Source organism: Alcaligenes sp. MMA (assembly GCF_020907215.1).
Lineage (GTDB): Bacteria > Pseudomonadota > Gammaproteobacteria > Burkholderiales > Burkholderiaceae_B > Alcaligenes > Alcaligenes aquatilis.
The window spans coordinates 246,169-271,613 of the sequence record NZ_JAJJPP010000002.1 but is presented as its reverse complement, the minus strand read 5'-3'; the positions used below and the strand labels follow the sequence as shown (position 1 = coordinate 271,613).

Here is a 25,445-nt window from a genome sequence, read left to right as displayed (position 1 = left end):
TTATACCCAAATCGCCCTTTAAGAGCACCTGGTTATCGCCCACTTTCAAATCAGTCAGCACATCGCTCAAGTGCAGTTGACGCCACCAGGTCGGCTCACCCGGCTGCGCTGGTGCGGCCGCTTTCGCCTTGATCTGCCCAATCGCCGGTTGTTTGTTCCAACGGCTGCCTTGCAGCAGTTGAATATCGACATCCGCAGAAAGTATTTGTTCTTTATCCGCCAGCACCACATCAAACTTGCCCTGACTATTGAGCAAAGCGTCAGGCAAGACATCGCCTAATAATGCATGCAAGTCCAGCTTGTTGCTGCTGAACTGACCTTTGAAATGATCCTGAACGTGCACACCTTCCTGTGTGGCATCCCAGGCAAAGTCTGCATCCAGCAAGGACTCGTCTGGCAATTTCACGGCCAGCTTGGCCTGACGCACGGGTACGGAATCCAACGGGCTCAATTCTGCACTGGCGTCCAGGCTATAACCTTGACCATGCCCCTTAAGTAGCAAGGTGGCTTGTTCCAAAGAGCCATTCAAGGTGATTTGCGCATTGACCACACAATCAGGCAAAGGCTCGGGCTCAGGAACAGCAACCGGCTCCTGAATACGTTCTTCATCAACAAGACCTGCACTGCCCCCAGGTTCGGAGCTGATGACTCCGGCGACACTATGGGCATCTACAGGCTGGTCGGCTGGCTGGCTGGCAGGAGTTTCATGACTCGGTGCGCTGGCCTCAGATTGACCTTGCTGTGTTGTCGCACTCTGTGCAGGTTCGGCACTTTGCTTTGCTGCCTTTTCCGACGTTTTTTCTGATGATTTTTCTGCTGCTTTATCTGCAGTCTGCTTGTCCGCTTGCGCAGCCGCGGGAGCTGCAGCAGCCTTGTCACTGGACTTGACCGTTTCAGCAGCGGCTGTTTGTCTGGACTGATCCACCACTACCTTCGCGGCAGGTTTGTCGGACTTCGATTGCTCTGCGTAAGCCGGCAAATACTGCTTCGCGCAAATGGGCGAATCCGCCGTCAAGCCACGGGCGATGATTTGTATATCGGCTCGCGCCGGATAAGGCGCTTCCAGACCGGCCAGCTCCACTTCGCCCTGAAAACCAGCGCGGATGGACTCATTGGCCACCATCAAATCGTAAAGGCGCAGCTGTGCGCTGTCGGAATCCACAGCCAGGGCCGAGGACAAATCCGCAATGGCTACCGGCAAGGGAGTGCCATCTTGCGTGAGCAAGAACTGGCCCAAGGCCAGCTTGTCCACGGCAATACTGATGGGCAGCTCAGGCATCTTGAAGGGTTCGTCAGATTTGGGCTCGTCCGAGGAGGTCAAGGCCACATCCACTTTATGGGCGCTTAATTCCACCACATGCAAACGGCGCTCCCAGAGCTCTTTCCAGTTGGCCTGCAAGCGCAAACGCTCGATATCGACATGGGTATCCGGCAAGCTCAGGACCAAGTGGTCGATACTCAGACCGTCCCAGATTGTTCCGCGCACGCCTTGTGCACTACCCTGCGCATACGGCAAGGCCGTGCGCAGCGCCCAACTGGTCCCGGCCTGACTGGCCAGCACCCAATACACAAAACCACACACAAGCAGCAGGGCCACCACCACAAAGGGGATGCCCCACAATGCAAAATATCGGAACCAGCGCCGAACCCAAGCCATTAAAATGCGATTCCCAAAGAAAAGCTCAAACGTAAACGTTTGTCCCGCTGACCATAGGCCAGATCAAGATTGAAGGGCCCGGCAGGGGTTCGGACCACCGCTCCCAAACCGTAACCCCAGGCCAAGTCCATATCACCAAAGCTGGACGCCGCATCGCCCACGTCCACAAAAGCACGCATGCCGTACATGCTGGTGAAAAAATGCGTGTACTCCACACTAGCAACCGCCATGGCCGGCGCGCCCACCACGGCGTCGCTGCGTTCAAGACCAATACTTTGATATTTATAGCCCCGGATACTGCGCGCGCCCCCAGTGCGATAACCGAAATCAGGCGGCGTCCGATCCGTCATCCCCCACACTTTGCCGACTTCCCCGCGTACGGACAAGACGTCCCGATCCCCAACCGGCCACCATTGTTGGAGTCGCAAATTGCTGCGGTAGAACCTTTCGCCCCGATCCAGCGTGACACCGGCACCGACACCAAAATCAATCAAATTGCCTTCACGCGGATCATATTTCTTGTCCACGTCCCGACGCAGCCATTGCCAGGTTGCAATCGCGGAAGGCGTTTCACGGGTGGGCAAACCAGAAATCTTGGTCTTGTCCCAGGCACCCAGCACACCCCATTCGGTTTCGTACTCCACCCGGCTATTGCCAGCAGCCTGCCGTTCCTGGCGCAGCTTCCAACCCAAGGCGGCACGTTCGGTGTCCAGGCCTTCAATGTCGGAGCGATCGTACAAAACCCCAAAACTGTTCTTGTAGCCACTAAGTGTGGGTGGCAAGTGAATGTCATAAAAAGCACGTTGGCGCTTTTTATCCACGCCGATACCGGCCTCGGACCAGATCGGCAGTCCAAACACAATGTTTTTACGGTAAAGGGCTTCAGCACGAACACCGTGATCGCTATCAAAGCCCAAAGAGCCGGTGAACTGGCGGGCCGGTGCCTCTGTGACCCGCACCCGCACGGGCAGCTCCACATCTCCGTCAGGAAGCTCTTTCTTTTTGCCGTCCCCTTCGTCCAGCGTGACAAAGGCACCCCGGAAAAACGTAGTGGCCGCCAAGGATTGCTGCCACTCGTCCAGCTTGTCCTGATCGTAAGGATCACCAGGGGTATAGCGCACGTAGCGATCCACCAGTGACTGGGGAACACGCTTCAGGCCGGTGGTTTCCAGAGGCCCCATGCGCACCCGCGGCCCACTATCCACTTTCAGGGACAGATCGGCCACCCCCTCATCAGCCAGTACCGTCGCCCGCGTGTCTATATAACGAGCGTAGTAAAAATCCTGACGCTGTACGCTTTCCAGCAAATCCGCCTTGGCCGACGACCAGACTGAATTTAAAAAAGGATCGTCCACTTTCAGGGGAAAACTGGCCTTGATCCCTTCCAGACGCACTTGGTATTCCGGTTCCTGGATCTTGCCTTTGAAGTCCAAGGCAATGTCGCGCACACGCGTGATTTCACCCGGCTGAATAATAATGTCCCAATATTCCCCGCTGGAATCTTCACCCACCTCCAGCGTAACCACAGAGTCAAAATAACCCTGAGTCTGCAAGGCGGAAACGGTCGCATCATGGGCCCGGCGCCGCAGGCGCGAAACCTCTCCCAAGTCCTGATCTTCCGCCAAACGCGTAATGGCACTGACCGCACGCTGAATTTCTTTCAACGCCTGGGGGGGCACGCCCCCCGGATCAATAATGACATCAGGAACGGAAGACTGAGCCCACACGGCAGGGCTCAGGACTATCGAGAACAACAGGCAAAAGCCGGATTTGCGCATACGTACTCAAAGAGGACGAGGAACAACCTTGGGGCGCTGCCCCGACGTGTCTGGAGGTAGTTGCGACACGTTAGCCGAAACGCGATTGGCAATCTCATGATAGAGCCGAGCCTCGGGGCTGTCTGCGCTGGCAATCACGGTAGGGGTACCGGAGTCGGTCTGAGCCCGAATGCTCATTGCCAGCGGCAAGGCACCCAGCCAAGGCACGTTGAATTGGCTGGCCATATCGCGGCCACCGTGTTGGCCAAAGACCGGGTCAGCGTGACCACAGTTCGAGCAAATGTGAACCGACATGTTCTCCACGATACCCAAGACTGGCACATTGACCTTCTGGAACATGTTCAAGCCACGCTTGGCATCGATCAGCGCCAGATCCTGCGGAGTGGTCACAATCACAGCGCCCGTCAACGGGACTTTCTGCGACAGGGTCAAGGCAATGTCGCCCGTGCCCGGAGGCATGTCGATGATCAGGTAATCCAGATTGTCCCAACGCGTTTGTGTAAGCAACTGTGTCAGCGCCTGGGTTGCCATCGGGCCGCGCCAGATCGCCGGAGCGTCCTCATCCAACAAGAAACCAATCGAGTTCGCTTGCAGACCGTGGCCAATCAGCGGCTCCATCATCTTGCCGTCTGCACTGCGCGGACGCTCGTGCAGGCCCAGCATGGTGGGCACGCTAGGGCCGTAAATATCCGCGTCCAGCAAACCGACACGCGCGCCTTGCATATGCAGGGCCAAGGCCAGGTTCACCGAGGTTGTACTCTTGCCTACACCGCCCTTGCCCGAGGACACCGCAATAATGTTGCGGATATTGGGCATGGGGCGCAAGCCTTCCTGCACGGCATGTATGCCGATGCGAGGACTCAAATGCAGCTTGGACAGGGTGGCACCCACGCCCGCCAAGGCTTGCTCGATACGTTCGCGCAGCTGCCCCTGAATGTCATAAGCCGTGTAGGGCAGATGCAAAGTCAGCTCAACCTGGTTCTGGTCAATGCTCAGTTCGCATCGACCCGCATCGACCGATAACTTCTTTAACGTGTTGGGATCGGTCACACTCGCCAGGGCTTGCAACACGCGCTCGGAACTCACTGTCATTTATCCAAAACCTTGATATAAAGAAACATCACCATACCTTTAAACCAGAAAATTAGCGGTTCAAGAGGAATTTTTTTACACTTATGATGTCATACTAACCCTATGAACACATTTAACCAGATTATCCGCACAGCCCTCTTTGTCTTGCTGACAATTTTCGGTGCAATCATGGCGTTTATCTTCATGGTTTCTACCGCTATTGCGATCGGCATTTTATACATTGTGGCGCGTATTAGTGGCCGTCCTTTCGGCGTCAAAGCCTATTGGGACCAGCGCCGCCGCCCTGCCGCTGCCAGCAAACAGTCGACTGCACCACGTTCGCGTGATGTTACCGACATCGAGATGCGCGAGATTCCTTAACAGTTCTTGACTGTGCGCCACGTCTTTGGCGAGCAGCAACGCTGATTAGGCATTGCCCCCGAACACCCTGAGTCGTCAAAGGCTCAGGGTGTATGCATTTGTATCATTCGCAATGGCCGATCAGCACTTTGCCCGTGGACATTCCTCTGTCTGGCGCAGCACAAGTGCGCAATAGACCGTAGAATCCTTGTTCCCTTTCTCTTTTATTTTGTTAAGTCATGTCACGAACGATATTTGTTACGACCGCCCTGCCGTATGCCAATGGCTCGTTTCACATCGGCCACATCATGGAATATATCCAGGCCGACATCTGGGTTCGGTCCATGCGAATGTCGGGACATACGGTACATTTTGTGTGTGCGGACGACGCCCATGGCGCCCCCATCATGCTCAAGGCAGAAAGCGCTGGCATTACCCCCGCCCAACTGGTGGACAAGATTGCGGCCGAACGCCCCACCTACCTGAACGGCTTTAACATCAAGTTCGACCACTGGCACCGTACGGACTCGCCTGACAACGTCGAGCTGGCCCAGGATATCTACCGTACGCTCAAAAGCGCCGGTTTCATCGATACACGCACCATCGAACAGTTCTATGACCCGGTCAAAGGCATGTTCCTGCCCGATCGTTACATCAAGGGCGAGTGCCCAAAGTGTCACGCCAAGGACCAGTACGGCGACAGCTGCGAGGTCTGTAGCGCGGTTTACGCCCCGACCGAGCTGATCGAACCCTACTCCACCCTGACCAATGCGCGTCCGGTGTTAAAGACCTCGGAACACTTCTTCTTCCGTCTGTCCGACCCGCGCTGCGTGGCCTTCCTGCAAGAGTGGACCACAGGCAAGAACGCCCAGGGCAAGCCACGTCTGCAATCGGAAGTGCTGGGCAAAACCCGCGAATGGCTGGGTACAGGCGAAGGGGCCGAAGCGTCCCTGAACGACTGGGATATTTCGCGCGACGAACCTTACTACGGCATTCCGATTCCCGATGCGCCCGGCAAGTACTTCTACGTCTGGCTGGACGCGCCTGTTGGTTACCTGGCTTCCTTGAAAGCCTACTGCACCAAGGCCGGTCTGGACTTTGATGCCTTGCTGGATCCGGAAGGCAGCACCGAGCAGGTGCACTTTATCGGCAAGGACATCGTGTACTTTCACGCCCTGTTCTGGCCGGCCATGCTGAAATTCTCCGGCCGTAAAGTGCCTGATGCACTGAACGTACACGGTTTCATCACGGTTAGCGGCGAAAAAATGTCCAAGAGCCGTGGCACAGGCATTTCACCCCTGCGCTACCTGGAACTGGGTATGGATGCCGAGTGGATGCGCTACTACATGGCCGCCAAGCTGAACTCGCACGTTGAGGACATGGACTTCAACCCTGACGACTTCATTGCCCGCGTCAACAGCGACCTGATTGGCAAATACGTCAACATCGCCAGCCGTGCCGCCAACTTCATCAGCAAGCATTTTGATGGCGAGCTGGCCTACCAGGGTGACACCTCCGAGCTGCAAAACCAGCTCAAGGAAGTCGCCGAGAAAGTCCGTGCCGATCTGGAAAGCCGCGAGTACGGCCGTGCTGTGCGCCAGATCATGGCTCAAGCCGACATCATCAACCAGGCTTTCGATACAGCCCAGCCCTGGGTCATGGCCAAAGGCATTGCAACTGCCGAGCAAGCCCAGAAAGATGCGCTGCAAGACATTTGCTCGCGCACCCTGGCTGGCTTCAAGGGCCTGTCTGTCATGCTGACCGCCATTTTGCCTACCCTGACCGATCGCGTTGCCCGCGAGCTATTCGGTCTGGATCGCAGCTTTGTCTGGGATGACGTGGCTGCCTTGCCTGATCACATCGCTCCATTCAAACACCTGATGCAGCGGGTAGACAGCGCCATGGTGGACGAACTGCTGGCCCCCCCGCCAGCCCCAGTCGTCCTGCCCGGTGGCGAAGCGATTGCCGACACCATCGACATCAAGGACTTCATCAAGGTTGATCTGCGCATTGCCAAGATCGTCAGCTGTGAAGCCGTAGAAGGGTCGGACAAGCTGCTGCGCCTGAGCCTGGATGCTGGCGAAGGTCGTTTGCGCCAAGTGTTCTCTGGCATCAAGTCGGCTTACCAACCCGACGACCTGATCGGCAAGCTGACGGTTCTGGTAGCTAACCTGGCTCCTCGCAAGATGCGTTTTGGTGTGTCCGAAGGGATGGTTCTGGCTGCCAGCCATGCTGATGACGCCGTGGACCAAGGTATCTATATTCTAGAGCCCTTCCCTGGCGCCCAGCCCGGCATGCGCATCAATTAAGACGCATTCCTGATACGCCCAAAAGCCTCGCTCAAAAGCGAGGCTTTTTTGTATCCACATATCAAAGAATAGGCTCAAAACAGCCTGCCAAGCCCCTTTCAGCACCCTACAGACCGGGAAAGTCGATACACTCTTTATCTTGAAACTGCTGTATTGATACACAGCCTGCCGCTTTGCTTGCAAGGACCGTTTGGCATGAAAAATACCCCCCCTTCTGATCTGGACCGGCACCGCGGCGCTCAACGCTCCACCTGGGTCAGCGTCCTTGTCAATATTGGTTTGAGCGTGCTGCAACTTGTGGTGGGCCTGTTTGCCCATTCTCAAGCCCTGATTGCCGACGCCATTCACTCTTTATCTGACCTGCTGTCGGACTTTGTAGTGCTGATTGCCAACCGCCATAGCCGCCAAGGCCCAGATGCAGACCACCCCTACGGTCACTTGCGCTACGAAACGGTCGCTACCTTGGCCATTGGAGGCCTTTTGCTGGCCGTGGGTGCCGGGATGTTGTGGAATGCCGTCTCTGCCTTGCGCGACCCCAGCAGCATCGAGGCTGTGCACCCCATTGCCTTGGCCATTGCCTTGACTGCGCTCTGTAGCAAAGAACTCCTGTTTCGCTACATGTTGCGTGTAGCAAAACGGTTACGCTCGACCATGCTGGCTGCCAATGCCTGGCATGCACGCTCGGATGCCGCATCCTCCTTGGTTGTCAGTGTCGGAGTCATGGCGAACTTGGCAGGCCTGCCCTTGGGCGACCCCTTGGCTGCCAGCATTGTGGGCTTGATGATTCTGCGCACGGGCTGGAAGTTTGCGATAGGCGCCTTCCACGATCTGACAGATAAAGCGGTCGATCAGGAAACGGAAGAGCGCATTGCCAAACTCTTGCGCGAGACGCCCGGCGTAGAAGGGATACACCAGTTACGCACCCGCAAGCTGGGCGACATGATCTGGGTAGAGGTAGACCTGGAAATGGATGGCAAGCTGACCATCAGTCAGGGACACGAGATTGCCGTGGCTGCACGGGCGCGTGTGATGGCCGAAGAACCCGTGCTGGATGTAATGACGCACTTTGATCCAGTCACGCCCAAGCACTAAAGCCTGACGCGTCTTTGTCACTCTCGCAGGCCGAACACCCAGGTATCAAACGCGGTGCTCACTCTCGGGAGCCAACATTTCTACCAGCACACGGGATAAGGCCGTCACCATCTCATTGGCGTGGGGCCTATGCAAAATCGCCAGCTCAAAAGCATCAATCCGGGGCAGGCCTTGTGCTTGCCCCAGCTCAATATGGTCGTCCCGCACAGCACGCCGTGGCAACAGGCTGATGCCCATCCCGTCTGCCACCGCTCCTTGAATGCCGCTCAAGCTGGAACTGGTAAAACTGATGCGCCAACGCCGCCCCAAGGACTCCACTGCACTGATAATCTCCTCACGGTAAACACCACGGCGTGGGAAAGTAACCAGGGGGATAGGGTCCAGATGAAAGACCGGATCGGTCGCGCTATCGACCCAGGCCGTCTGCTCGGGTAAACAGACCACCGCTTCGCGGGCATTATGACGCTGCTTGACCAGCACCAGATCCAGCTCACCCTGATCGTAGGCGGCCAGCAAATCGCTACTTAAACCGCTGCTGACTTCCAGCCGCACCTGCGGAAACTGCCGATTGAAACCCGCCAGGGCCCGCATGGTCTGGCCGTTAGTAAAATCCTCTGGCACACCCAGCCGTACCGAGATAGTCACCAACGAACCCGACAAGGCTTCTGACAACTGATGATTCAGGGCCAGCATCTGGCGGGCGTAACCCAGCAAGGTCTGCCCCGCTTCGGTCGTGCTGACTCCCCGGCTGGCCCGATCCAGCAGACGCAGTCCGGCCAGCTCTTCCAGACGTCGCACCTTCTGGCTGATCGTGGACTGGGTGGAATGCAAACGCGTCGCTGCTGCCGTAAAGCTGCCGCAATCGACCACCGTCAACAAGGCCAGCAACAGGTCCAGGTCGTACAAGGGCCGATTCAGGCTGGGACTGCTCGATAGTTGATGATCCATATCTTCAAAATCCTTCTGACATCACGCCTTTGGCCCAAGCAAAGTGCTGGCTATCGCCTGTGGATACTAGCTGTGCATCAAAGATGGCTCGTGAGGCCCCAAGCTACTGGGTGTGGGCACGGAGCGTAGATCAACCGCTGTTCCAAGACAGACGCGACATCAATGAGCATCAATATAGGTAGTAACACTGCTGCCTGCTTCGGCATTGGTATTAAAGCACTTGCAGCAGTTGTTGCTGTTGCTGTTGCTGTTGCTGTTGCTGTTGCTGCCAACAGGCTCCACAGCTCAATACATTCAAAAAACAAATACTAGAGATTTATACATTTAATTTGTAAATATCACCAGCAATCGTTACTGTGTATTGGTCCCGCGCATTACAACGACATCCCGCCTGTGCCTTTTGCCAACCGCCGGGATTGCGCCATGCCGTTCGACAGATTTTTCCTTACTGAATGTCAATGGGAATCAACATGTCCAAAGTCAATTACTACGCCCCTCCCGGTGGCCATCCTCCTCAGACTCAGTTGCTGACAGATCGCGCCATGTTCACCGAGGCCTATGCCGTGCTGCCCAAAGGCGTGCTGCAAGACATCGTGACCAGCTTCCTGCCCGGTTGGGAAAATACCCGCTTATGGGTATTGGCTCGTCCTCTGTCCGGCTTTGCCGAAACCTTCTCCCAATACATCATGGAAGTGGGTCCTCAAGGCGGCAGCAACAACCCTGAGTCCGATCCCGAAGCCGAAGGCGTGATTTTTGTCGTCAAGGGTCAATTGGAACTGGTTCTGGAAGGCACCAAGCACATCCTGGAAGAAGGCGGCTATGCCTTTATTCCTCCTTCCACCAACTGGACCTTGCACAACCGCACGGGCGAGTTGGCCAACTTCCACTGGATCCGCAAGCGTTATCAGCGTGTGGAAGGCCTGGAAGCACCTGAAGCCTTCGTGACTAACGAGAAAGACGTCACCCCCATGGTGATGCCCGACACCGAAGGCCGCTGGAGCACCACGCGCTTTACCGATATGTCCGATCTGCGTCACGACATGCACGTGAACATCGTGAACTTTGAACCCGGTGGCGTCATCCCCTTTGCTGAAACGCACGTCATGGAACACGGTCTGTACGTTCTGGAAGGTAAGGCCGTTTACCGTCTGAACCAGGACTGGGTTGAAGTGGAAGCTGGTGACTTCATGTGGCTGCGCGCCTTCTGCCCACAAGCGTGCTACGCGGGCGGCCCAAGCCGTTTCCGCTACTTGCTGTATAAAGATGTGAACCGTCATGCCAACCTGACTATTGGCGGCCATCGCTAATAGGACCCGAAACAAAACAGCCGCTGCCCGTCAGCGGCTGTTTTGCATTACCAACACGCCCAACCAGAACCCCCCCCCTTATGCCACCTGCACCCGCAGGCCTGCCACAAGGCACAAACACAGACTCTGGTTTCAAGGCTCATTCCCACCCTGCTTCTCTACAGGAGAAAAACATGAACGATAAACACTATCTGCTGCGCTCGATCCAGATTGCAGCAGAGAATGTCGCCCGTGGCGGCCAGCCTTTTGGTGCCGTGCTTGTGCGTGACGGCCAGGTTCTGGCCGAAGGGGTCAATGAGACCTACCTCGCCCACGACCCGACCGCCCATGCCGAGATCCAGGCACTGCGCCACGCCAGCCAGGCGGTAAAAAGCAGCCACCATGCAGGCAGCACCATGTATGCCAGTGGCATCCCCTGCCCCATGTGTATGGCCGCCATGATCGCCTCAGGCGTAGAGCGTGTGGTGTATTGCGCCGACGACGAACAAGGCGAACCCTTTGGCTGGTCCACCGAATCCTTCTACAAAAAAATGCAGCAGGATTTTGGCAAGCAGGGCGTGAAAATGGAACACCTGCCTTTGCCTGAAAAACGCCAAGTGTATGAAGCCTGGCAAGCCCGTTTTGGACAAGGCTCCCAGCAAGACTGAAAACGTCATTCAAAACCCTGCGATCAAGCAGGGTTCTACGTATTTACATAGACAGGCAGGTCAGAAAAGTTTATAAAACAGAGCAGTTATAGTAACGATTCTCATTTATTGAATCCCAAAGGAAATACATGATTGCGTCCCGCCCTGCCTCTTTAAAAATGATTGTTGCCTCCGTAATGGGGGCCTTGCTGCTCAGCGCATGCCAGACCGCACCGCAATCGCAACAAGTGGGCCAAACATCGTCTTTCAATGCAACTGCCCCTCAAGCACAAGTCACTTTCCGTCAGGACACCATTGAGGGTGCCTACGAGATTCTGGCCGCCAAGGACAGCAAGCAATTATTCGTTGCCGCCACCCCCTTGTTTGAAGACCGTGCGGCCGGCTTTCTGCATGTTCTGGACCAGGACACTCTGCGTGAGTCGCAGCGCATCCAATTGCCACGCCGTGCTTTCGCACTGGGCCTGAACCAGAAAACTCACACTCTGTACGTGGGTAACACTCTGGACGGCTCGCTGCTGGCGATCAACAGCCTGAACGGCACCGTCAAGCAACTGATTCAACTGGGCCAGAAAGAAGGCAAGGACGGCTGGGAACACACCCGTAAAGTCGTGATTGACGAACAGGACAACCGCATCTTCGTGACCAACCCCTCTGAAGGTGGCCGCGTATGGATTGTGGACGGTGCCCAAGGCCGCATCCTGCACAATATCGACAACGTTGGCCTGTGGCCTGCCGGCGCTGCCTACGATGCCAACACCAAACGCCTGTTCGTGGGCCACGGCGGCAAGGACGAAATTGCTGTCATCAACCCGGCTACAGGCACTATCGAACAGCGCTTCACGACAGGCGATGCGAAAAGTGACAAGCGGGAAGATTCTCGTCACTTCTTCGTGAACATCACCCTGAGCGCAGATGGCAAGAAACTGTTTGGAGCTGACGCCAACACCGGCAAGATTTACGTATTCGACACCACCTCCGGCAAAGTGGAAAACACGGTTGAAGTCGGCCTGGGGCTGCTGGATATCGTGTACAACGATGCCCGTAAAGAGCTGATCGCCACCAACCGTGGCGTGGATCGTCAAACGCCTGCCGGTACCGGCTCGATAACCATTCTGGATGCCAACACCCTGGCTGTGAAACACCGCATTAGCGCTCCTGTACACCCCAACAGCGTGACGCTGAGCGCTGACGGCCAGACCGCTTTTGTCACCATCAAGATTCCTCACGGTGACAAGAGCCCGCACTACCTGAAAGGTGCCAAAGACAGCGTTCTGCGTCTGAACCTCAACCAGCTCTAAGCCTCTGGCCTCAAGCCTGGACCCAAGCCGAGACTACCCACCAGGTAGCTCGGCTTTTTTGATGCCTGCCACTTTGGTCTGCCCAACCGACGCTACGGCATCTGTGCTTAGCGCTCAGGATAGTTGTGTCTGCCGCTCAAATCCAACGCCAAGACCCGCCAGGGCCGGCTCCGTCACGTTTCACGGCCATCTTCTCAATGTGGTCTGGGAGCAAGCAAAAAAGCGGATTGCTGTAACCGGCCACTTGCTCAATAGAATCAATTAGTGGCCTAGCACAACACCTGTTGTCCCCCAGCCCCGCCCTCCCCTTTCCCGCCTCCCGATGTGCCACGAACTGGCATTTCAGGAGCGTTTTCTATTGAAGACATCTCATGGTTCAGTTGAACGATTATCACCAGCCTATTGGCCCCTCGCTCCCTCATTGGCAAGCCCGCCCGCGACCCACCCGCTGTGTTTTGCACGGTAAGTACTGCCGACTGGAAGCAGTGAACCCGGAGCAACACGGCGACAGCCTGTACGAGGCCTACAGCAGCGCCAACGATGGCCGTGACTGGACCTACTTGTCCGTAGGGCCCTTTACCAGCCGAGGGCAATTCGATCAGCATCTGCATACCATCAGTCAGGCCGACAACGCCGTGCATTACGCCGTCGTAGAACAAGCCACAGGGCGGGCATTGGGCACCTTGTCCCTGATGCGGATTGACCCGCAAAACGGCTGCATTGAAGTGGGTTTTGTAGCCTGGTCACCCGCTCTGAAGCAAACCCGCATGGCCACCGAAGCCCACTATCTGTTGATGGCCTATGCCATTGACGGCTTGGGCTACCGCCGCTACGAATGGAAGTGCGATACGCACAATGCTCCTTCACAAGCGGCTGCACGACGACTGGGCTTTCGTTATGAAGGCATTTTCCGCCAAGCGATTGTCTACAAAGGGCGCTCACGCGATACAGCCTGGTTCTCGATTACCGACACAGAATGGCCTGCCCTGAAAGCAAATTTCCAGGCCTGGCTGGCACCCGAGAACTTTGATGAACAAGGCCGTCAAAAGCACCGCCTCGGGCAACAAGAGACGATTATCCCAGCCGGCTCTGGGGCCCGCCGCCTGAAGCAGATGCTGACCCTGCAAACCGAGCTGAATCACCTGATCGACCCCAACTGGCGAGTGGCCAAACAGGACTACTACCGGGCGATCTGGCTGGAGTGTGCAGAGCTGGCCAACTACCTGGATTGGAAGTGGTGGCAACACCGCGAACGCAATCTGCCGCAACTACAGCTAGAGCTTATCGACATCCTGCATTTTGGTCTGTGCGATGTATTGCGCGCCAACGACCTGCTGCGCGAGCAAGAGGCCGCCACCGCACTGGATCAGCTTGAGCAGGCCCCTGCAAACGCCAGCGACTCTGCAACCCTCATGACGGCGCTGGAACACTTTGCTTTGCGGGTGCTGCAGACGCGTCAGTTCGACTTCAGCAGCTTTGTTCAACTGGCCCGCCTCAGTGGTCTGACGCTGGACACGCTTTACCACTCCTACGCGGGCAAAAACGCCTTGAACCGCTTGCGTCAGCTACGCGGCTATCAGCATGGTCACTATCACAAACAGTGGGGTGACCAGCAGGACAACGAGCATCTGGCACGGCTGCAATCGCAACTGCCCGCCGAGCAGGACAACTACCCCGAACTGATCCTGCATGCCCTGCAAGACAGCTACAACTCGTTTTTCTCGGGAGGCACCCAGGCCCAGAACAGTGCCTCGCTACCACCTCCCCTTTCTTTACGTTGACAAAGGACTGTCCATGTACATCGACTGCGATTGTGCCACTAGTGTCTTTCTAGACTCGCCCAAGCCGGACTCCAATCCCGTGGAAAACCATGACACACGTCATCCACCTGATCCCCGGCCACAACCGCATAAGGTGCAACATCCCTGGTCCCGCTCTCGACGCCGCGAACGCTCTCGCTGGCGCCAAAGCTGAACCCGGCCCCGATTGTCTCCTAGCCCGGCACTCGAGCCGGGTTTGCATGGGTGACACCGTCTTGCAAGCAAATGGAATAGGAGCTATGAGCCACCGAACATAGCTCCTATTGATTTAAATCAAGACAATGAATCCCATCGTCGGCACAAGGATCGACGAGGCATACCAAAGGAGACAAATCACATGGATACCCCACTCAGAGACAAATCCTATTTTGATGAACGTGCCACCAAAGAGATGGCCTCTCATCTGCAGCACGTGCAACGCGACACCCGCGAAACCATGGCATTTGCCTGTCGCATCCTGGCCATGACCGAGCAGGAGGCCGGTCTGGCAGGCCAGATCAGTGTCCGTTCCGAACGCCCTGGTGCCTACTGGACCTTGCGCTTCGGTCTGGGTTTTGACGAAGCCACCCCTGAAGACTTCATTGAAGTTGACCGCGACTTAAATACCCTGAGCGGCCAAGGCATGGCCAACCCGGCCACCCGCTTTCATTTGTGGGTCTATGAGGCTCGCCCGGACGTCAACTCCATCATCCACACGCACTCGCCCTGGGCTACCGTGCTGGCCACCGCCCGTCAGCCTTTGGTGATTTCGCAAATGGACATGACTCCCCTGCACAATGACTGTGCCTTTTTGGGCGAATGGCCAGGTGTCCCCATTGCCGACCAGGAAGGCGTCATCATTTCCAAAGCTCTGGGCGACAAGCGGGCCATTATCCTGGCCCACCACGGTTATCTGACCGCAGGCCAAAGCTGTCAGGAAGCCACGTATCTGTCCGTGTATCTGGAGCGTGCTGCACGCCTGCAAGTGCGCGCACAGGCGGCCTTTGGCCCGCTTACCCCCGTGGACGACACCCTGGCAGCCGAAGCGCACGACTACCTGCTCAAGCCCTCCATTGTGAACGCGACCTTTGATTACTGGTCCCGTCAGACCCAAGGCATTGCGCCCTTAACTAAAACTCGCTGACGCCCACACTCAACACCCCGCTTCCACCAGGAGGTCGCTATGACGATGCCTAATCATGGACAGGCGCGTTCGTCGCGCCAGTACGTTACCGCTGGCCTGGCCAGCATGATGGGAACCACCATAGAGTGGTATGACTTTTTCCTGTACGGCACCGCTGCCGCACTGATTTTCAACAAGATCTTTTTCCCCGCCTTTGACCCGATTACGGGCACACTGGCGGCCTTTGCCACCTACTCCGTGGGCTTTTTTGCCCGTCCCTTGGGAGGATTTGTTTTCGGCCATTTCGGTGACAAGCTGGGCCGAAAATCCATGTTGTTGATCACGCTCTTTCTAATGGGGATTCCCACTATCCTGATCGGCCTGATCCCCTCTTATGAAAGCATTGGCTATTGGGCCGCCGTCCTGCTGGTCCTGATGCGTTTTCTGCAAGGCATTGCGGTAGGCGGCGAATGGGGCGGCGCCGTGCTCATGGCGGTTGAACATGCCCCGGAAGGCAAGAAAGGCTTTTTCGGCAGCTTGCCACAAACAGGCGTTGCCCCCGGTCTGATCCTGTCTTCTCTGGCCATGGGAGCGGTCGCCAGCTTGCCTGAAGAAGACATGCTCTCCTGGGGCTGGCGTCTCCCCTTTCTGGCCAGTGTTGTCTTGCTGCTGGTGGGCTGGTGGATACGCGCCAAAGTGGCCGAGTCACCTGACTTCGAGCAGATGAGCAAGAAAGGCAAACAAGTGGCGATTCCCGCCCTGGAAGTCCTGCGTCATTACCCGCGTGAAGTCCTGCTGGTCGTGGGGGGCCGTCTAGCTGAAGTGACCTGGTTCTATACCGTAGTGACCTTTGCCCTGGCCTATGCCACCACCACCTTGGGAGTTGATCGCGGCGTGATGCTCGATGCCACCGTCTGGGGAGCATTTGCCGCCCTGTTCACCATGCCTTTATTTGGCGTACTGGGAGACAGGATCGGCTTCAAATGGGTATTCATGGCCGGCACGGTCTGCATGCTGGCGTTCTCGTCCACCTTCTTTTCCATGTTGGGAAGCCTGGACTCCAACACCATTACCCTGGCTTTGGTGATTGCGATTGGCCTGGTCTACGCCGCACTGTATGGCCCGCAAGGGGGCCTGTTCTCCACGCAATTTCCACCTGAAGTGCGCTACAGCGGCATCTCCATTGCCGTGCAGGTATCCGGTGCCATCGGTGGCGGCCTGGCTCCCTTGGTGGCCACCTCCTTGCTGGCCTATGGCGATGGCCAACCCGACTACATCGTCTGGTATCTCAGCGTGCTGGGTCTGATCGCCTTTGCCAGTACCTGGTTCATGCACGGGCCGACGCATTTCTCCCTTCCCGCCTTATCCAGCCCAAAGGTACGCACATGAACAGGCCCGGCATTCACTACTACTTCTGGATGAATTCAGACTGGGCTTACCTGGGGGCCGACCGGCTGGAGGCGATCGCCCGCCAACAGGGCGTGCCGATCCACTACAAACCTGTGGACCTGCCTCAGATCTATGCCCGTACGGGCGGTGTTCTACTAGGACAGCGCTCGCCCGAACGGCAGGCTTATCGCATTACAGAGTTGCAGCGCTGGTGTCGCAAGCTGGACCTACACGTCAATCCCACACCACGCTTCATGTGCCCAGACGCCACGCTGGCCTCCCTCCTGGTGATCGCCATCAACCAGGCTGGCTTGCCGGTGCGGGATTTGTACAAAGCCATTTTGCGAGCGCAATGGTGCGAGGACCAGAATATTGCCGATCCCGTGCTACTGGCCGGGATCTTGCAAGCTCACCAATTAGATGCAGACTACTGGCTTGAACAAGCACCGCTGATGCAAGCGCAGTATCAAGCCCACACCGAAGAGGCCATTGCAGCCGGTGTCTTCGGTTCACCCTCCTATGTGTACCAGGGTGAGCTGTTCTGGGGTCAGGACAGGCTGGACATGCTGGACCAGGCCATCACCGGACACCCTGCACCAGCTTGAGCCAGGCTCCACACCAAGCCTGGGTATGGTGAAAGCAAGGGCGGGACAAGGAAAATAAACCTTGTCCCGCCCTTCTTGTTTTTTGCTTCGTCAACCGGCTCAGGCCCTGCCCCGGGCCCACCAAAATGATTTAACCGCCCTATACCAAACTCGCTCTAACAAGCATAACAATCTGTAAAAACTGAACGCCCAAACTAGATCAAAATCCAACAAAAAAACGGCAAATAAACGCCTTGCCTCGGGCCGTGCTTCCTGCACCTGCGAGTCATCATAAAAAGAGCTTCACACACTTCCCCGACAACATCTGTCCAGATGCACACTAATGCGGGCAAAACCACGGCAAACCTATCTGGACATGGTCTTTTGTTCAGAGGTAAAAGCCGTAGAATCACGCCTTTTCCTATCAGGAAAATTCACCGATACGCCAGCGTAGCATTCCGGATATTGGACTTTTTAGGTCCTGCTTACGGCACGGGTTTCGGGCTTTCGGCATGCCGCCTGCCAAAAATGAAATGCAATGAGCAATTTTGAAAATTTACTTTTCCCACTAATACAGAATGTTATGTCTGCCGTACGAATCATATCGATAGATTTTATCTATTCATTGAGTCTGTATTCTGAGGAAATTGGCTACTTGAGCAATGTCAGTAAAGGTAGCCGTCTTCATCAGAAGAAGGGCGCGGGGCTTTATATTGAACAAATACGCCACTATAAAGTATCAGCCAGATCAAAAAATCAGGATTCTGCTGATCTCCAATAACACTCGACAGCACGAACAACTTCTTCAGGCGCTGCTGGCTGGTGCGTTTCGAGTTTCTGTTGCTGCTGACGGAGTGCAAGGATATACCAAGGCCCAATTAACCCTGCCGGAACTTATCCTGGTGGATAAGCAATTGACAGGGATAGATGCTTTGTCCTTAACCCATATGCTCCAAGGATTAAAAGCCACAGCCCAAATCCCCCTCATCATTCTGGATTCGCGCATGGACGGCAGCAGTGAGGAATGCGTCACTTTTTTAAAAGCAGGGGCGGTGGACTACATTGGCAATCCATACGCCGTCGACGAGGTCAAAGAGCGTATCAACGTGCCTTTGCGTTGCCCAAAAAAAATATGGCCAGCCATGGTTTCAGGCAAGGTGCAAAGCCCGCAGCCCAGCACGACCGCTGAAACCAGCATGCTGATCCATGCCATTCAGAAAACGATAGAGGCCAACCTGGGCTCTCCACCCAGCCAAAAAGAACTGTGCGATATGTTCAAGATTTCACGGCGCAAAATCATGAATATATTTCAACGTAATTTTGGCTTGAGCGTCAGTAGCTACATCCGATTGCAACGTATGTATCGGGCCGAGTACTTGCTAAGAACCACAGCCTTGAAAATTGACGTCATTGCGACTGACTTAGGATTCTCCAGCCCGGCCAATTTCTCTACCGCATTCAAAACCTATGCGGGTGTAGCCCCTGGAAAGTTTCGACAAGCTATTGAAAGGAACAAACCCTATACGGATAACAAACCGTGTATGCGCTCCATGGGGCCACCTGTTTTTTCATCGGGCTGGTGTCCACCGTAGCGAGCAACAGGAAAAGAATCATTCCCACAGCAGGCTTGCCCCAAAACTCCATCAGAAAAATAAAACCGCTGGCTGACAACGCCTGAAAGAGGATAAAGGCCCTTGCCCTTCACACCTTCATCGTGGCCAGACGAGCAGGAATACGGCTCCAAACCACAAAGGGCCGCTTACGAACGAACCGTAGTTGCCACCTGAGGTTCAGGTGATAAAATTGTGGCTACTTGAATTGTTCAATTCAAAACAGATCCGGGACGACCTGGATCTGCTTTTTCAGCACAGGGACGGCCCTAGCTTTTAGCGGAGCATTCACAATGGCCTACCCTGCATCTCCCTCTCCTGAACTCATTACCCCTGTCACCTGGCTGCGTCTGCTCGGTTCCTGGTCTATGGTTGTCCTGTTCATGATTTTTGGCGGGCAATGGCTGGGAGATTCTTTGAACGGCACCACCGCGGCCATCGTCTTTCTGGCCCTGTTTGTGACCATTCTGGCCGCCTCCTTTGGGGTGGTGCGTGAAGCAGACCACCTGGCCCATCAACTGGGCGAGCCTTACGGCACCCTGATTCTGACTCTGTCCATTGTGCTGATCGAAGTCATCCTGATTGCTTCGGTACTGCTGGGACCGGGGGACTTCCCCAGCATTGGTCGGGACTCGATCTATGCCGTGATGATGATCATCCTGAACCTGATTATGGGCCTTTGTCTGATTGCCGGCGCCGCGCGCAATGGCGATCAGGAGTTCAACCGCCAAGGCACCCACACCTACTTGTCCATGATTGTGCTGCTGACCAGTGTGGGCCTGATTCTGCCCAACTACACCCGCAGTGCAGGCGAATTCAGCACAACCCAGGCCATCGGCATTTCGGTGCTCACGGGGCTGATTTATGCCATCTTTCTGTATCTGCAAATGGGCAGTCGCCGCCATGACTATGTACAACCCAATCAGGTGGTGCAGAGCGCTAAAGATAAGGCACCCACACCACGCGATCCTCAGGCGACCCGCGCCATGCTGATACGCAGCCTGGTGCTGATCGCCCTGATCCTGCCTATCGTCTTGCTGGCCCACGATCTGGCTATCGTGACGGACTACGGTATCGCTGCCTCGGGCGCCCCCGTCGCCGTCGGCGGTGTACTGATCGCGATTATCGTGTTCACCCCCGAGTCCATTACCGCCATCAAGGCAGCGATGAACAATGAGATGCAACGGGCCATCAACCTGTGCCTGGGCGCCTTTGTCTCTACCGTAGGACTAACGGTGCCAGTGGTGTTGATGATTGGCCTGATTACCGGCAAACAGGTGATCATGGGCATCAGCAATACAGAAACCGTTCTGTTTCTGATCACTGCCCTGCTCAGCATCTTGAGCTTTAGCGGCAAGCGAACCTCCCCCATTCAGGGTTATCTGCACCTGATGGTTTTCGTGGTGTTTGGGCTGCTGCTGTTTTACCCCTAACTGCTTTGCCTTGCTGCGTGACTCTGCGCTACAACGCACAGTCGCGCAGCAAGGTTTCCAACCAATCCGCAAACACCTGAAAACGGCGCGACAAGTGCTGGCGATGCAAGTACAACAAAGACATAGGCATAGGGGCTGCGCGATGCTCCGGCAACACCTCCAGCAACTCACCTGCCTGCAGGTGTGCCTGCACGTCATAGGCAGGAATCTGGATCAACCCCAAGCCGGACAAGCAACAAGCGATATACGCTTCGGCATTATTCACGGTCACGCGACCTGGTAAGTCCAACACCTGCCGCTTGTCCTGCTCCATCCATTCCCAAGGGGCGACGCGCTCACTGGTGGGCGAGGCGTAGCGCACCATTTGATGGTTCTCCAGATCCGCAGGCGTCTGAGGCATACCATAACGGGCAAGATAAGCGGGACTGGCTACATTGATCAAAGGCAGGCTGCCCATTTTTCTGGCGATCAAGCCCGAATCGCCTAAGGCGCCCACCCGCAGCACGCAATCCACCTGCTCCTCGATCAAATTCACCTCGCGGTCAGTCACGCCCAAATGCACATGGACATGCGGATAGCGCTCCAGAAACTGCGGCAAGGCAGGCGCCACAATCAAGCGGCCTACCCGCGCGGGCACATCCACCTTGATCGTGCCTATTGGCCCGACACTGACTTGGCGAAACAGGTTCTCGGTTTCCTGCACATCGGCAATCACGCGCAGGCAACGTTCATAAAACGCCGCGCCATCTTGCGTGACAGTCACTTTGCGCGTGGTGCGATTGAGCAAGCGAGCACCAACTCGGCCCTCCAGCTCCTGAATGGCCATCGACACCGAAGAGCGCGGCATACCCAAGGTATCGGCCGCGCGGGTGAAATTGGCACACTCCACGACCCGCGTAAAGATGCGAAACAGGTCAATGCGATCCATGGCCTTCTCCAGATAAGCAGCCGCAACTCGCAGCTTGAACTGCCAACCCGAGTCTGCTCAAGCAGCAACGATTATTGTTCGTTTTTTTTGACAAATGATGTCAGAAATAGGGGATTTAAACAATTTCAGCGACTTATATCATGAAAAAACGAAACGGCTTGCACGTCGCAGCCCACACTAGCAAGGAGTCATCATGGCAAAGCACAGCATCAAAGGTAAAACCGTTCTGATTGCAGGCGGAGCAAAGAATCTGGGTGGCCTGATCGCCCGCGACCTGGCAGAACAAGGCGCACGCGCCATTGCCATTCACTACAACAGCGACAGTTCCAAAGCAGAGGCCGACGCCACCGTCAAAGCCATCCAGGCAACTGGCGCACAAGCCGTCGCCTTCCAGGCTGACTTGCGCTTGGCCAGCGCCATGGAAAAACTGTTTAGCGATACCGTCGCCGCAATTGGCCGCCCCGATATCGCCATCAATACGGTCGGCAAGGTACTGAAAAAACCACTGACCGAGGTCAGCGAAGCCGAGTACGAGGAGATGAGCGACATCAACTCCAAAACTGCCTTTTTCTTCCTGAAAGAAGCCGGCAAGCACGTGCAGGACAATGGCAAAGTCTGCACCCTGGTGACGTCCCTGTTGGGGGCCTTCACCCCGTTTTACGCCGCGTATGCGGGCACCAAAGCGCCGGTAGAACACTACACTCGCGCCGCCGCCAAAGAATATGGCGCACGCGGTATTTCCGTCACGGCAGTGGGCCCTGGCCCCATGGATACGCCCTTCTTCTACCCCGCCGAGGGCGAGGACGCTGTGGCCTATCACAAGACGGCTGCCGCGCTGTCCCCCTACTCCAAGACCGGACTGACAGACATTGAAGATGTCGTGCCCTTTATTCGTCATCTGGTCAGCGACGGCTGGTGGATTACCGGCCAGACTATTCTGATCAACGGTGGCTACACCACCAAATAAGCCAATAAGAAGCAGACAAGGCAATGCTTGCGTCGAGTCCGCAAGATCACAGCTTCGGATTGGAATAATGGCGCTCTTTCGACACTTGCCTGCTGACTCCAAAAAGGAATTAGCAGGCAAGTGTGCCTTCCAGGCCGTCATCCCCGATTAGGCCCGAGGTCCCCGATACGGATTCTCGAAAATCTCTTCTACGGTCTGCCCGAACACAGCACTGATCTTGAAGGCCAGATCCAGGGACGGTGCATGTTTACCCGTTTCCAGCGCATTGACCGCCTGCCGGGACACGCCCAAGCGCTCTGCCAAATCGGCCTGCGTCCAATTCGCTTCAGCCCGCAATACACGCAATCGGTTTTTCATTTAATCGCTAGTCCGGACAAAGGGTGAAACCAGGGCAAACACAGCCCAAAAGAAGGGGTAAATCAACCAGGCGGGAATATGGGGCGCAGCGGCATAGGTTTCCCCAAAACCCCAGGCTGTCCACAAGGTCAGTGTCGCTCCCGAAGCCAGCACAAAGCACTTGGCCACAATCACCCGCACGAACTCATCGCTTTGCGCCATCAAACCCAAGGTGGCCCACACTTGTCCGGCAACCGGCAAGGCGACGGCAATGGCAATCAGCCAGCCAACAGGTCGACCAAGCAGGCTGTCGAACAGCCCCACAATGGTCAAGGCATTGACCAGGATATACACGCCCATAAAGAGCAAAGTGCGAATCAGATAGCGGCGGCCTGCTGATGGCGCAGAAGAGGAATTGCTGTTGGTGAGCATGTTTGAGCACCTGAATGTAAAGTAAACCTGACTTTATAGAAGTCAAAAATACCTGTCAATAAGTAAAGCAAACCTTACATATATTGAGTAAATCTGGCAGCAAAGACAAGGTCTGCATGCCGCACATTTCTTTCAATTCAGTCCCCAGCCCAGCACAAGCCACAACACAGACGCTGTGAACAGTCCACCATTCACAAGACCCGTTTTTACTTTTCTTGTGCCACAACAAGTTGCGCCAGCCGCTGAATGGAAAGCGGCGCGCAGCCTTCCGCATCATTGCTGATCGTCACATACGCCGCCTGCCCCGCCCCCGTAATTCCGCGAATCGTACGCGCCAATACCGTGCGGGTATGCAAGTCCTCGCTGACGATGGCATCGAAGGGGGTATGCTTTTTTTGAGCATCGGCGTAGCCGTAAGCACCAAACTCCCGGTTCAAATTCCAGCGGCACACCAAGGGGCCCGGCCACAAGGCGCGCAATACAGGCAACTGCTCCTCAATCGGCGGCATCTTGCCGTGCAAACCCAGACAAAACGTCGCGCCATTGACCTTGAGCGTATCGATAAGACTTTGGGTCAGCAGCTCCGGATCTCGGACTTCTACAGCAAGCACCACTTGTGACCCCTGAGGCAAAGCCTCACGCGCCGCCGCCAGCATCTGCCCCAACTTGTCGAACATCTCTGCCGGGCGATTCAACCAGCCCCAGGACAGTGGGCTTAACTGGAAGACCAGCACGCCCAGCTTGTCACGCAAACCCTCGAGCGCAGGCTGCACAAACTGCTCTACAGCCAAACGGATATCCAGAAAGTCAGGATTGGACTTGCGCACCTTGCCCTGCTCATCACGAACTTGAGCATCCGTAATCATGGACGGGCATTTCACAACGAAGCGGAAATCGTCATCCACCTGCGCGGCGTAGGCGGAATACTGCGTGACCGTCAAAGGACGCCAGAAGGTGCGATCGACACAGACTGTACGCATCAAAGGATGCTGGTGATAGGCCTGCAGGCCATGCTTAGAGAGGATATTCGACTCGTACTCGCCATCCCAGATCAAGCCCTCCCAACCGGGGTAAGACCAGGTGGAGACACCGAAACGCAGGGTTTCAGGAAGCTGGGCCGCCAGATCGCTTAGCTCCAGCGCGGAAGCAGCAAGGCTGACTTTGGTGATTTTGCGTCGGGAGGGAGCGGCGGGCTTTGAAGCGGGTGGCTGAGCAATGGCATCGCCGAAAAGATCTTCTTGCATGCTGGGTATAGTGCCATGGGAATGAAGTTAAGCAAATGCCGGCTCAAAATCCACCAGATCCGTACTTTGCATGCCTAACCCTTTGGCGACGCTGCGCCAACGACTGACAGCCTGAACAAGCTCCGCCCAGATTGCTTCTGCTTCCCCCACCGTTAACCTGAAGTATGGTGCCCCACAATATGCGCACTCGAACCCAGGTGCACCTCCAGGTCTGAGCGCTTGGCAGATCGTGTCGTCATCAGAAACCTTCCAACTTGTCAGGATCCACAGAGTCCGAATCATCTTGCGACTTGGCCCCCGCGGTTTGACCCGCTTTAATACGCCGTGGGCGCCTGACGCGCTGGGGTAACTGCTCACGCAGCAAGTCCATCCCCAAGGCATCATTTTCCATGGCCATGACTTTGGTCACATCATTCAAGCGTCCCAACACATGCAAAGCGCTTAAAAAGGTATGCAAGGCAGTACCGGCATTACCATCCTCCATACGCCGGACTGTGCTCAATGACGTACCGATACGCTGAGCCAAATCCTCTTGGCTTAATCGTCGCGTACGACGAGCAGCAGAGATATCCCGCCCCAGCCGCAGCAAGGCACGGTCTACAGGACGAGAGATGACACTACGAGGAGCGTTTTTATTCTCTGAATCAGTCATATTGATATCCATTCATATATGAACAAATATAAATCATAAAAACTCAAATATGAACATATATCAGATTTAGGCCAGAACCCATAAAACTCTCATATTTGAACTTTTAATTAACAGATATATTCAAATATGAACAATAAACACACAGTACATGCTTTCAGTAAAACTCTCCATACCCAAGTGGGTACAGCCGGAAACACCGAAAAGCAGGATCTCAAAATAAGAAGTCTTTCCAGCTCACTCTTGGGAGACAAAGTGAGTAACTGCGCATCAAGCTGACCCGGATTCCAAGCCGTAGCAAGAGCCATGATTCAACATTCCGATTTCGTCGACACGTCAATAAAACGTGTACCCAATTTCGATAAATAGCGACATGTATCAAGTTTCGCTTGAAGGATCAGCGGCTACCACCGTCTAAGAAGTAGAAATGCAGTAGTGTTGCAGGCCAACACACCCAGCTCCCGAGAGCAGCAAAGCCTGACTT

22 protein-coding genes are annotated in these 25,445 nt (G+C 55.7%); 14 read left to right on the top strand and 8 right to left on the bottom strand.

The window, feature by feature from the left end:
• Positions 1 to 1,656: 1,656 nt before the first annotated feature.
• Both LNA76_RS09725 and apbC read right to left on the bottom strand, forming a co-directional pair.
• Positions 1,657 to 3,435, bottom strand: coding sequence for an autotransporter assembly complex protein TamA (locus LNA76_RS09725; protein ID WP_230018994.1), 1,779 nt, complete (start codon positions 3,433 to 3,435; stop codon positions 1,657 to 1,659).
• 6 nt (positions 3,436 to 3,441) lie between these two features.
• Entirely contained in the window at positions 3,442 to 4,527 is a 1,086-nt protein-coding gene (apbC, locus tag LNA76_RS09720) for an iron-sulfur cluster carrier protein ApbC (protein WP_230018993.1), read from the bottom strand.
• 102 nt (positions 4,528 to 4,629) lie between these two features.
• On the opposite strand from apbC, the gene LNA76_RS09715 reads away from it, so the two are divergent.
• The 3 genes from LNA76_RS09715 to LNA76_RS09705 all read left to right on the top strand — a co-directional run bounded on the left by LNA76_RS09715 (position 4,630) and on the right by LNA76_RS09705 (position 8,267).
• Entirely contained in the window at positions 4,630 to 4,887 is a 258-nt protein-coding gene (locus LNA76_RS09715) for a hypothetical protein (protein WP_045930818.1), read from the top strand.
• A gap of 218 nt (positions 4,888 to 5,105) precedes the next feature.
• Positions 5,106 to 7,175, top strand: coding sequence for a methionine--tRNA ligase (gene metG, locus LNA76_RS09710; RefSeq protein WP_230018990.1), 2,070 nt, complete (start codon positions 5,106 to 5,108; stop codon positions 7,173 to 7,175).
• Positions 7,176 to 7,370: 195 nt separating this feature from the next.
• Positions 7,371 to 8,267: a cation diffusion facilitator family transporter gene (locus tag LNA76_RS09705; RefSeq protein ID WP_094195564.1), complete on the top strand. Its 897-nt coding sequence runs from the start codon at positions 7,371 to 7,373 to the stop codon at positions 8,265 to 8,267.
• A gap of 45 nt (positions 8,268 to 8,312) precedes the next feature.
• Here LNA76_RS09705 and LNA76_RS09700 read toward each other — a convergent pair whose 3' ends face one another.
• On the bottom strand, positions 8,313 to 9,215 hold the full coding sequence (locus LNA76_RS09700; RefSeq protein ID WP_094195563.1) for a LysR family transcriptional regulator: 903 nt from the start codon (positions 9,213 to 9,215) through the stop codon (positions 8,313 to 8,315).
• A 162-nt stretch (positions 9,216 to 9,377) separates the two neighbouring features.
• Here LNA76_RS09700 and LNA76_RS09695 point away from each other — a divergent pair, with 162 nt between their 5' ends.
• The 10 genes from LNA76_RS09695 to LNA76_RS09650 all read left to right on the top strand — a co-directional run bounded on the left by LNA76_RS09695 (position 9,378) and on the right by LNA76_RS09650 (position 20,405).
• On the top strand, positions 9,378 to 9,527 hold the full coding sequence (locus LNA76_RS09695; RefSeq protein ID WP_230018988.1) for a hypothetical protein: 150 nt from the start codon (positions 9,378 to 9,380) through the stop codon (positions 9,525 to 9,527).
• A 158-nt stretch (positions 9,528 to 9,685) separates the two neighbouring features.
• Positions 9,686 to 10,522 (top strand): bifunctional allantoicase/(S)-ureidoglycine aminohydrolase, encoded by an 837-nt coding sequence (locus LNA76_RS09690; protein WP_094198251.1) that lies wholly within the window; start codon positions 9,686 to 9,688, stop codon positions 10,520 to 10,522.
• Positions 10,523 to 10,695: 173 nt separating this feature from the next.
• Positions 10,696 to 11,169, top strand: coding sequence for a nucleoside deaminase (locus tag LNA76_RS09685; RefSeq protein ID WP_094195562.1), 474 nt, complete (start codon positions 10,696 to 10,698; stop codon positions 11,167 to 11,169).
• 128 nt (positions 11,170 to 11,297) lie between these two features.
• Complete coding sequence (locus tag LNA76_RS09680) at positions 11,298 to 12,467, top strand: YncE family protein (RefSeq protein WP_230018986.1); 1,170 nt, start codon at positions 11,298 to 11,300, stop codon at positions 12,465 to 12,467.
• A 371-nt stretch (positions 12,468 to 12,838) separates the two neighbouring features.
• A complete protein-coding gene (locus tag LNA76_RS09675) occupies positions 12,839 to 14,248 on the top strand; it encodes a GNAT family N-acetyltransferase (protein WP_230018984.1) in 1,410 nt (469 codons plus the stop codon).
• Between the two features lie 376 nt (positions 14,249 to 14,624).
• A complete protein-coding gene (locus tag LNA76_RS09670) occupies positions 14,625 to 15,410 on the top strand; it encodes an aldolase (RefSeq protein WP_094195559.1) in 786 nt (261 codons plus the stop codon).
• Between the two features lie 39 nt (positions 15,411 to 15,449).
• A complete protein-coding gene (locus tag LNA76_RS09665; RefSeq protein WP_094195558.1) occupies positions 15,450 to 16,778 on the top strand; it encodes an MFS transporter in 1,329 nt (442 codons plus the stop codon).
• Entirely contained in the window at positions 16,775 to 17,383 is a 609-nt protein-coding gene (locus LNA76_RS09660) for a 2-hydroxychromene-2-carboxylate isomerase (RefSeq protein ID WP_230018982.1), read from the top strand. Before LNA76_RS09665 ends, LNA76_RS09660 begins: the two co-directional genes overlap by 4 nt.
• Before the next feature lie 692 nt (positions 17,384 to 18,075).
• Positions 18,076 to 18,954, top strand: a complete 879-nt coding sequence (locus LNA76_RS09655) for a response regulator transcription factor (RefSeq protein WP_094198250.1) — start codon at positions 18,076 to 18,078, stop codon at positions 18,952 to 18,954.
• Positions 18,955 to 19,265: 311 nt separating this feature from the next.
• Complete coding sequence (locus LNA76_RS09650) at positions 19,266 to 20,405, top strand: calcium:proton antiporter (RefSeq protein ID WP_230018980.1); 1,140 nt, start codon at positions 19,266 to 19,268, stop codon at positions 20,403 to 20,405.
• Positions 20,406 to 20,433: 28 nt separating this feature from the next.
• On the opposite strand, the gene LNA76_RS09645 is transcribed toward LNA76_RS09650, so the two are convergent.
• A complete protein-coding gene (locus LNA76_RS09645; protein WP_230018978.1) occupies positions 20,434 to 21,333 on the bottom strand; it encodes a LysR family transcriptional regulator in 900 nt (299 codons plus the stop codon).
• Between the two features lie 193 nt (positions 21,334 to 21,526).
• Here LNA76_RS09645 and LNA76_RS09640 point away from each other — a divergent pair, with 193 nt between their 5' ends.
• Positions 21,527 to 22,300, top strand: a complete 774-nt coding sequence (locus LNA76_RS09640) for an SDR family oxidoreductase (protein ID WP_094195554.1) — start codon at positions 21,527 to 21,529, stop codon at positions 22,298 to 22,300.
• 147 nt (positions 22,301 to 22,447) lie between these two features.
• Here LNA76_RS09640 and LNA76_RS09635 read toward each other — a convergent pair whose 3' ends face one another.
• From LNA76_RS09635 to LNA76_RS09620, 4 genes are all read right to left on the bottom strand, one after another.
• Positions 22,448 to 22,657, bottom strand: a complete 210-nt coding sequence (locus tag LNA76_RS09635) for a helix-turn-helix transcriptional regulator (RefSeq protein WP_094195553.1) — start codon at positions 22,655 to 22,657, stop codon at positions 22,448 to 22,450.
• Complete coding sequence (locus LNA76_RS09630; RefSeq protein ID WP_230018976.1) at positions 22,658 to 23,068, bottom strand: hypothetical protein; 411 nt, start codon at positions 23,066 to 23,068, stop codon at positions 22,658 to 22,660. It lies immediately after the preceding gene.
• A 206-nt stretch (positions 23,069 to 23,274) separates the two neighbouring features.
• On the bottom strand, positions 23,275 to 24,312 hold the full coding sequence (locus tag LNA76_RS09625; RefSeq protein ID WP_121738036.1) for a DUF72 domain-containing protein: 1,038 nt from the start codon (positions 24,310 to 24,312) through the stop codon (positions 23,275 to 23,277).
• A gap of 238 nt (positions 24,313 to 24,550) precedes the next feature.
• Positions 24,551 to 24,964: a helix-turn-helix domain-containing protein gene (locus LNA76_RS09620; RefSeq protein ID WP_125277114.1), complete on the bottom strand. Its 414-nt coding sequence runs from the start codon at positions 24,962 to 24,964 to the stop codon at positions 24,551 to 24,553.
• Between the last annotated feature and the right edge of the window lie 481 nt (positions 24,965 to 25,445).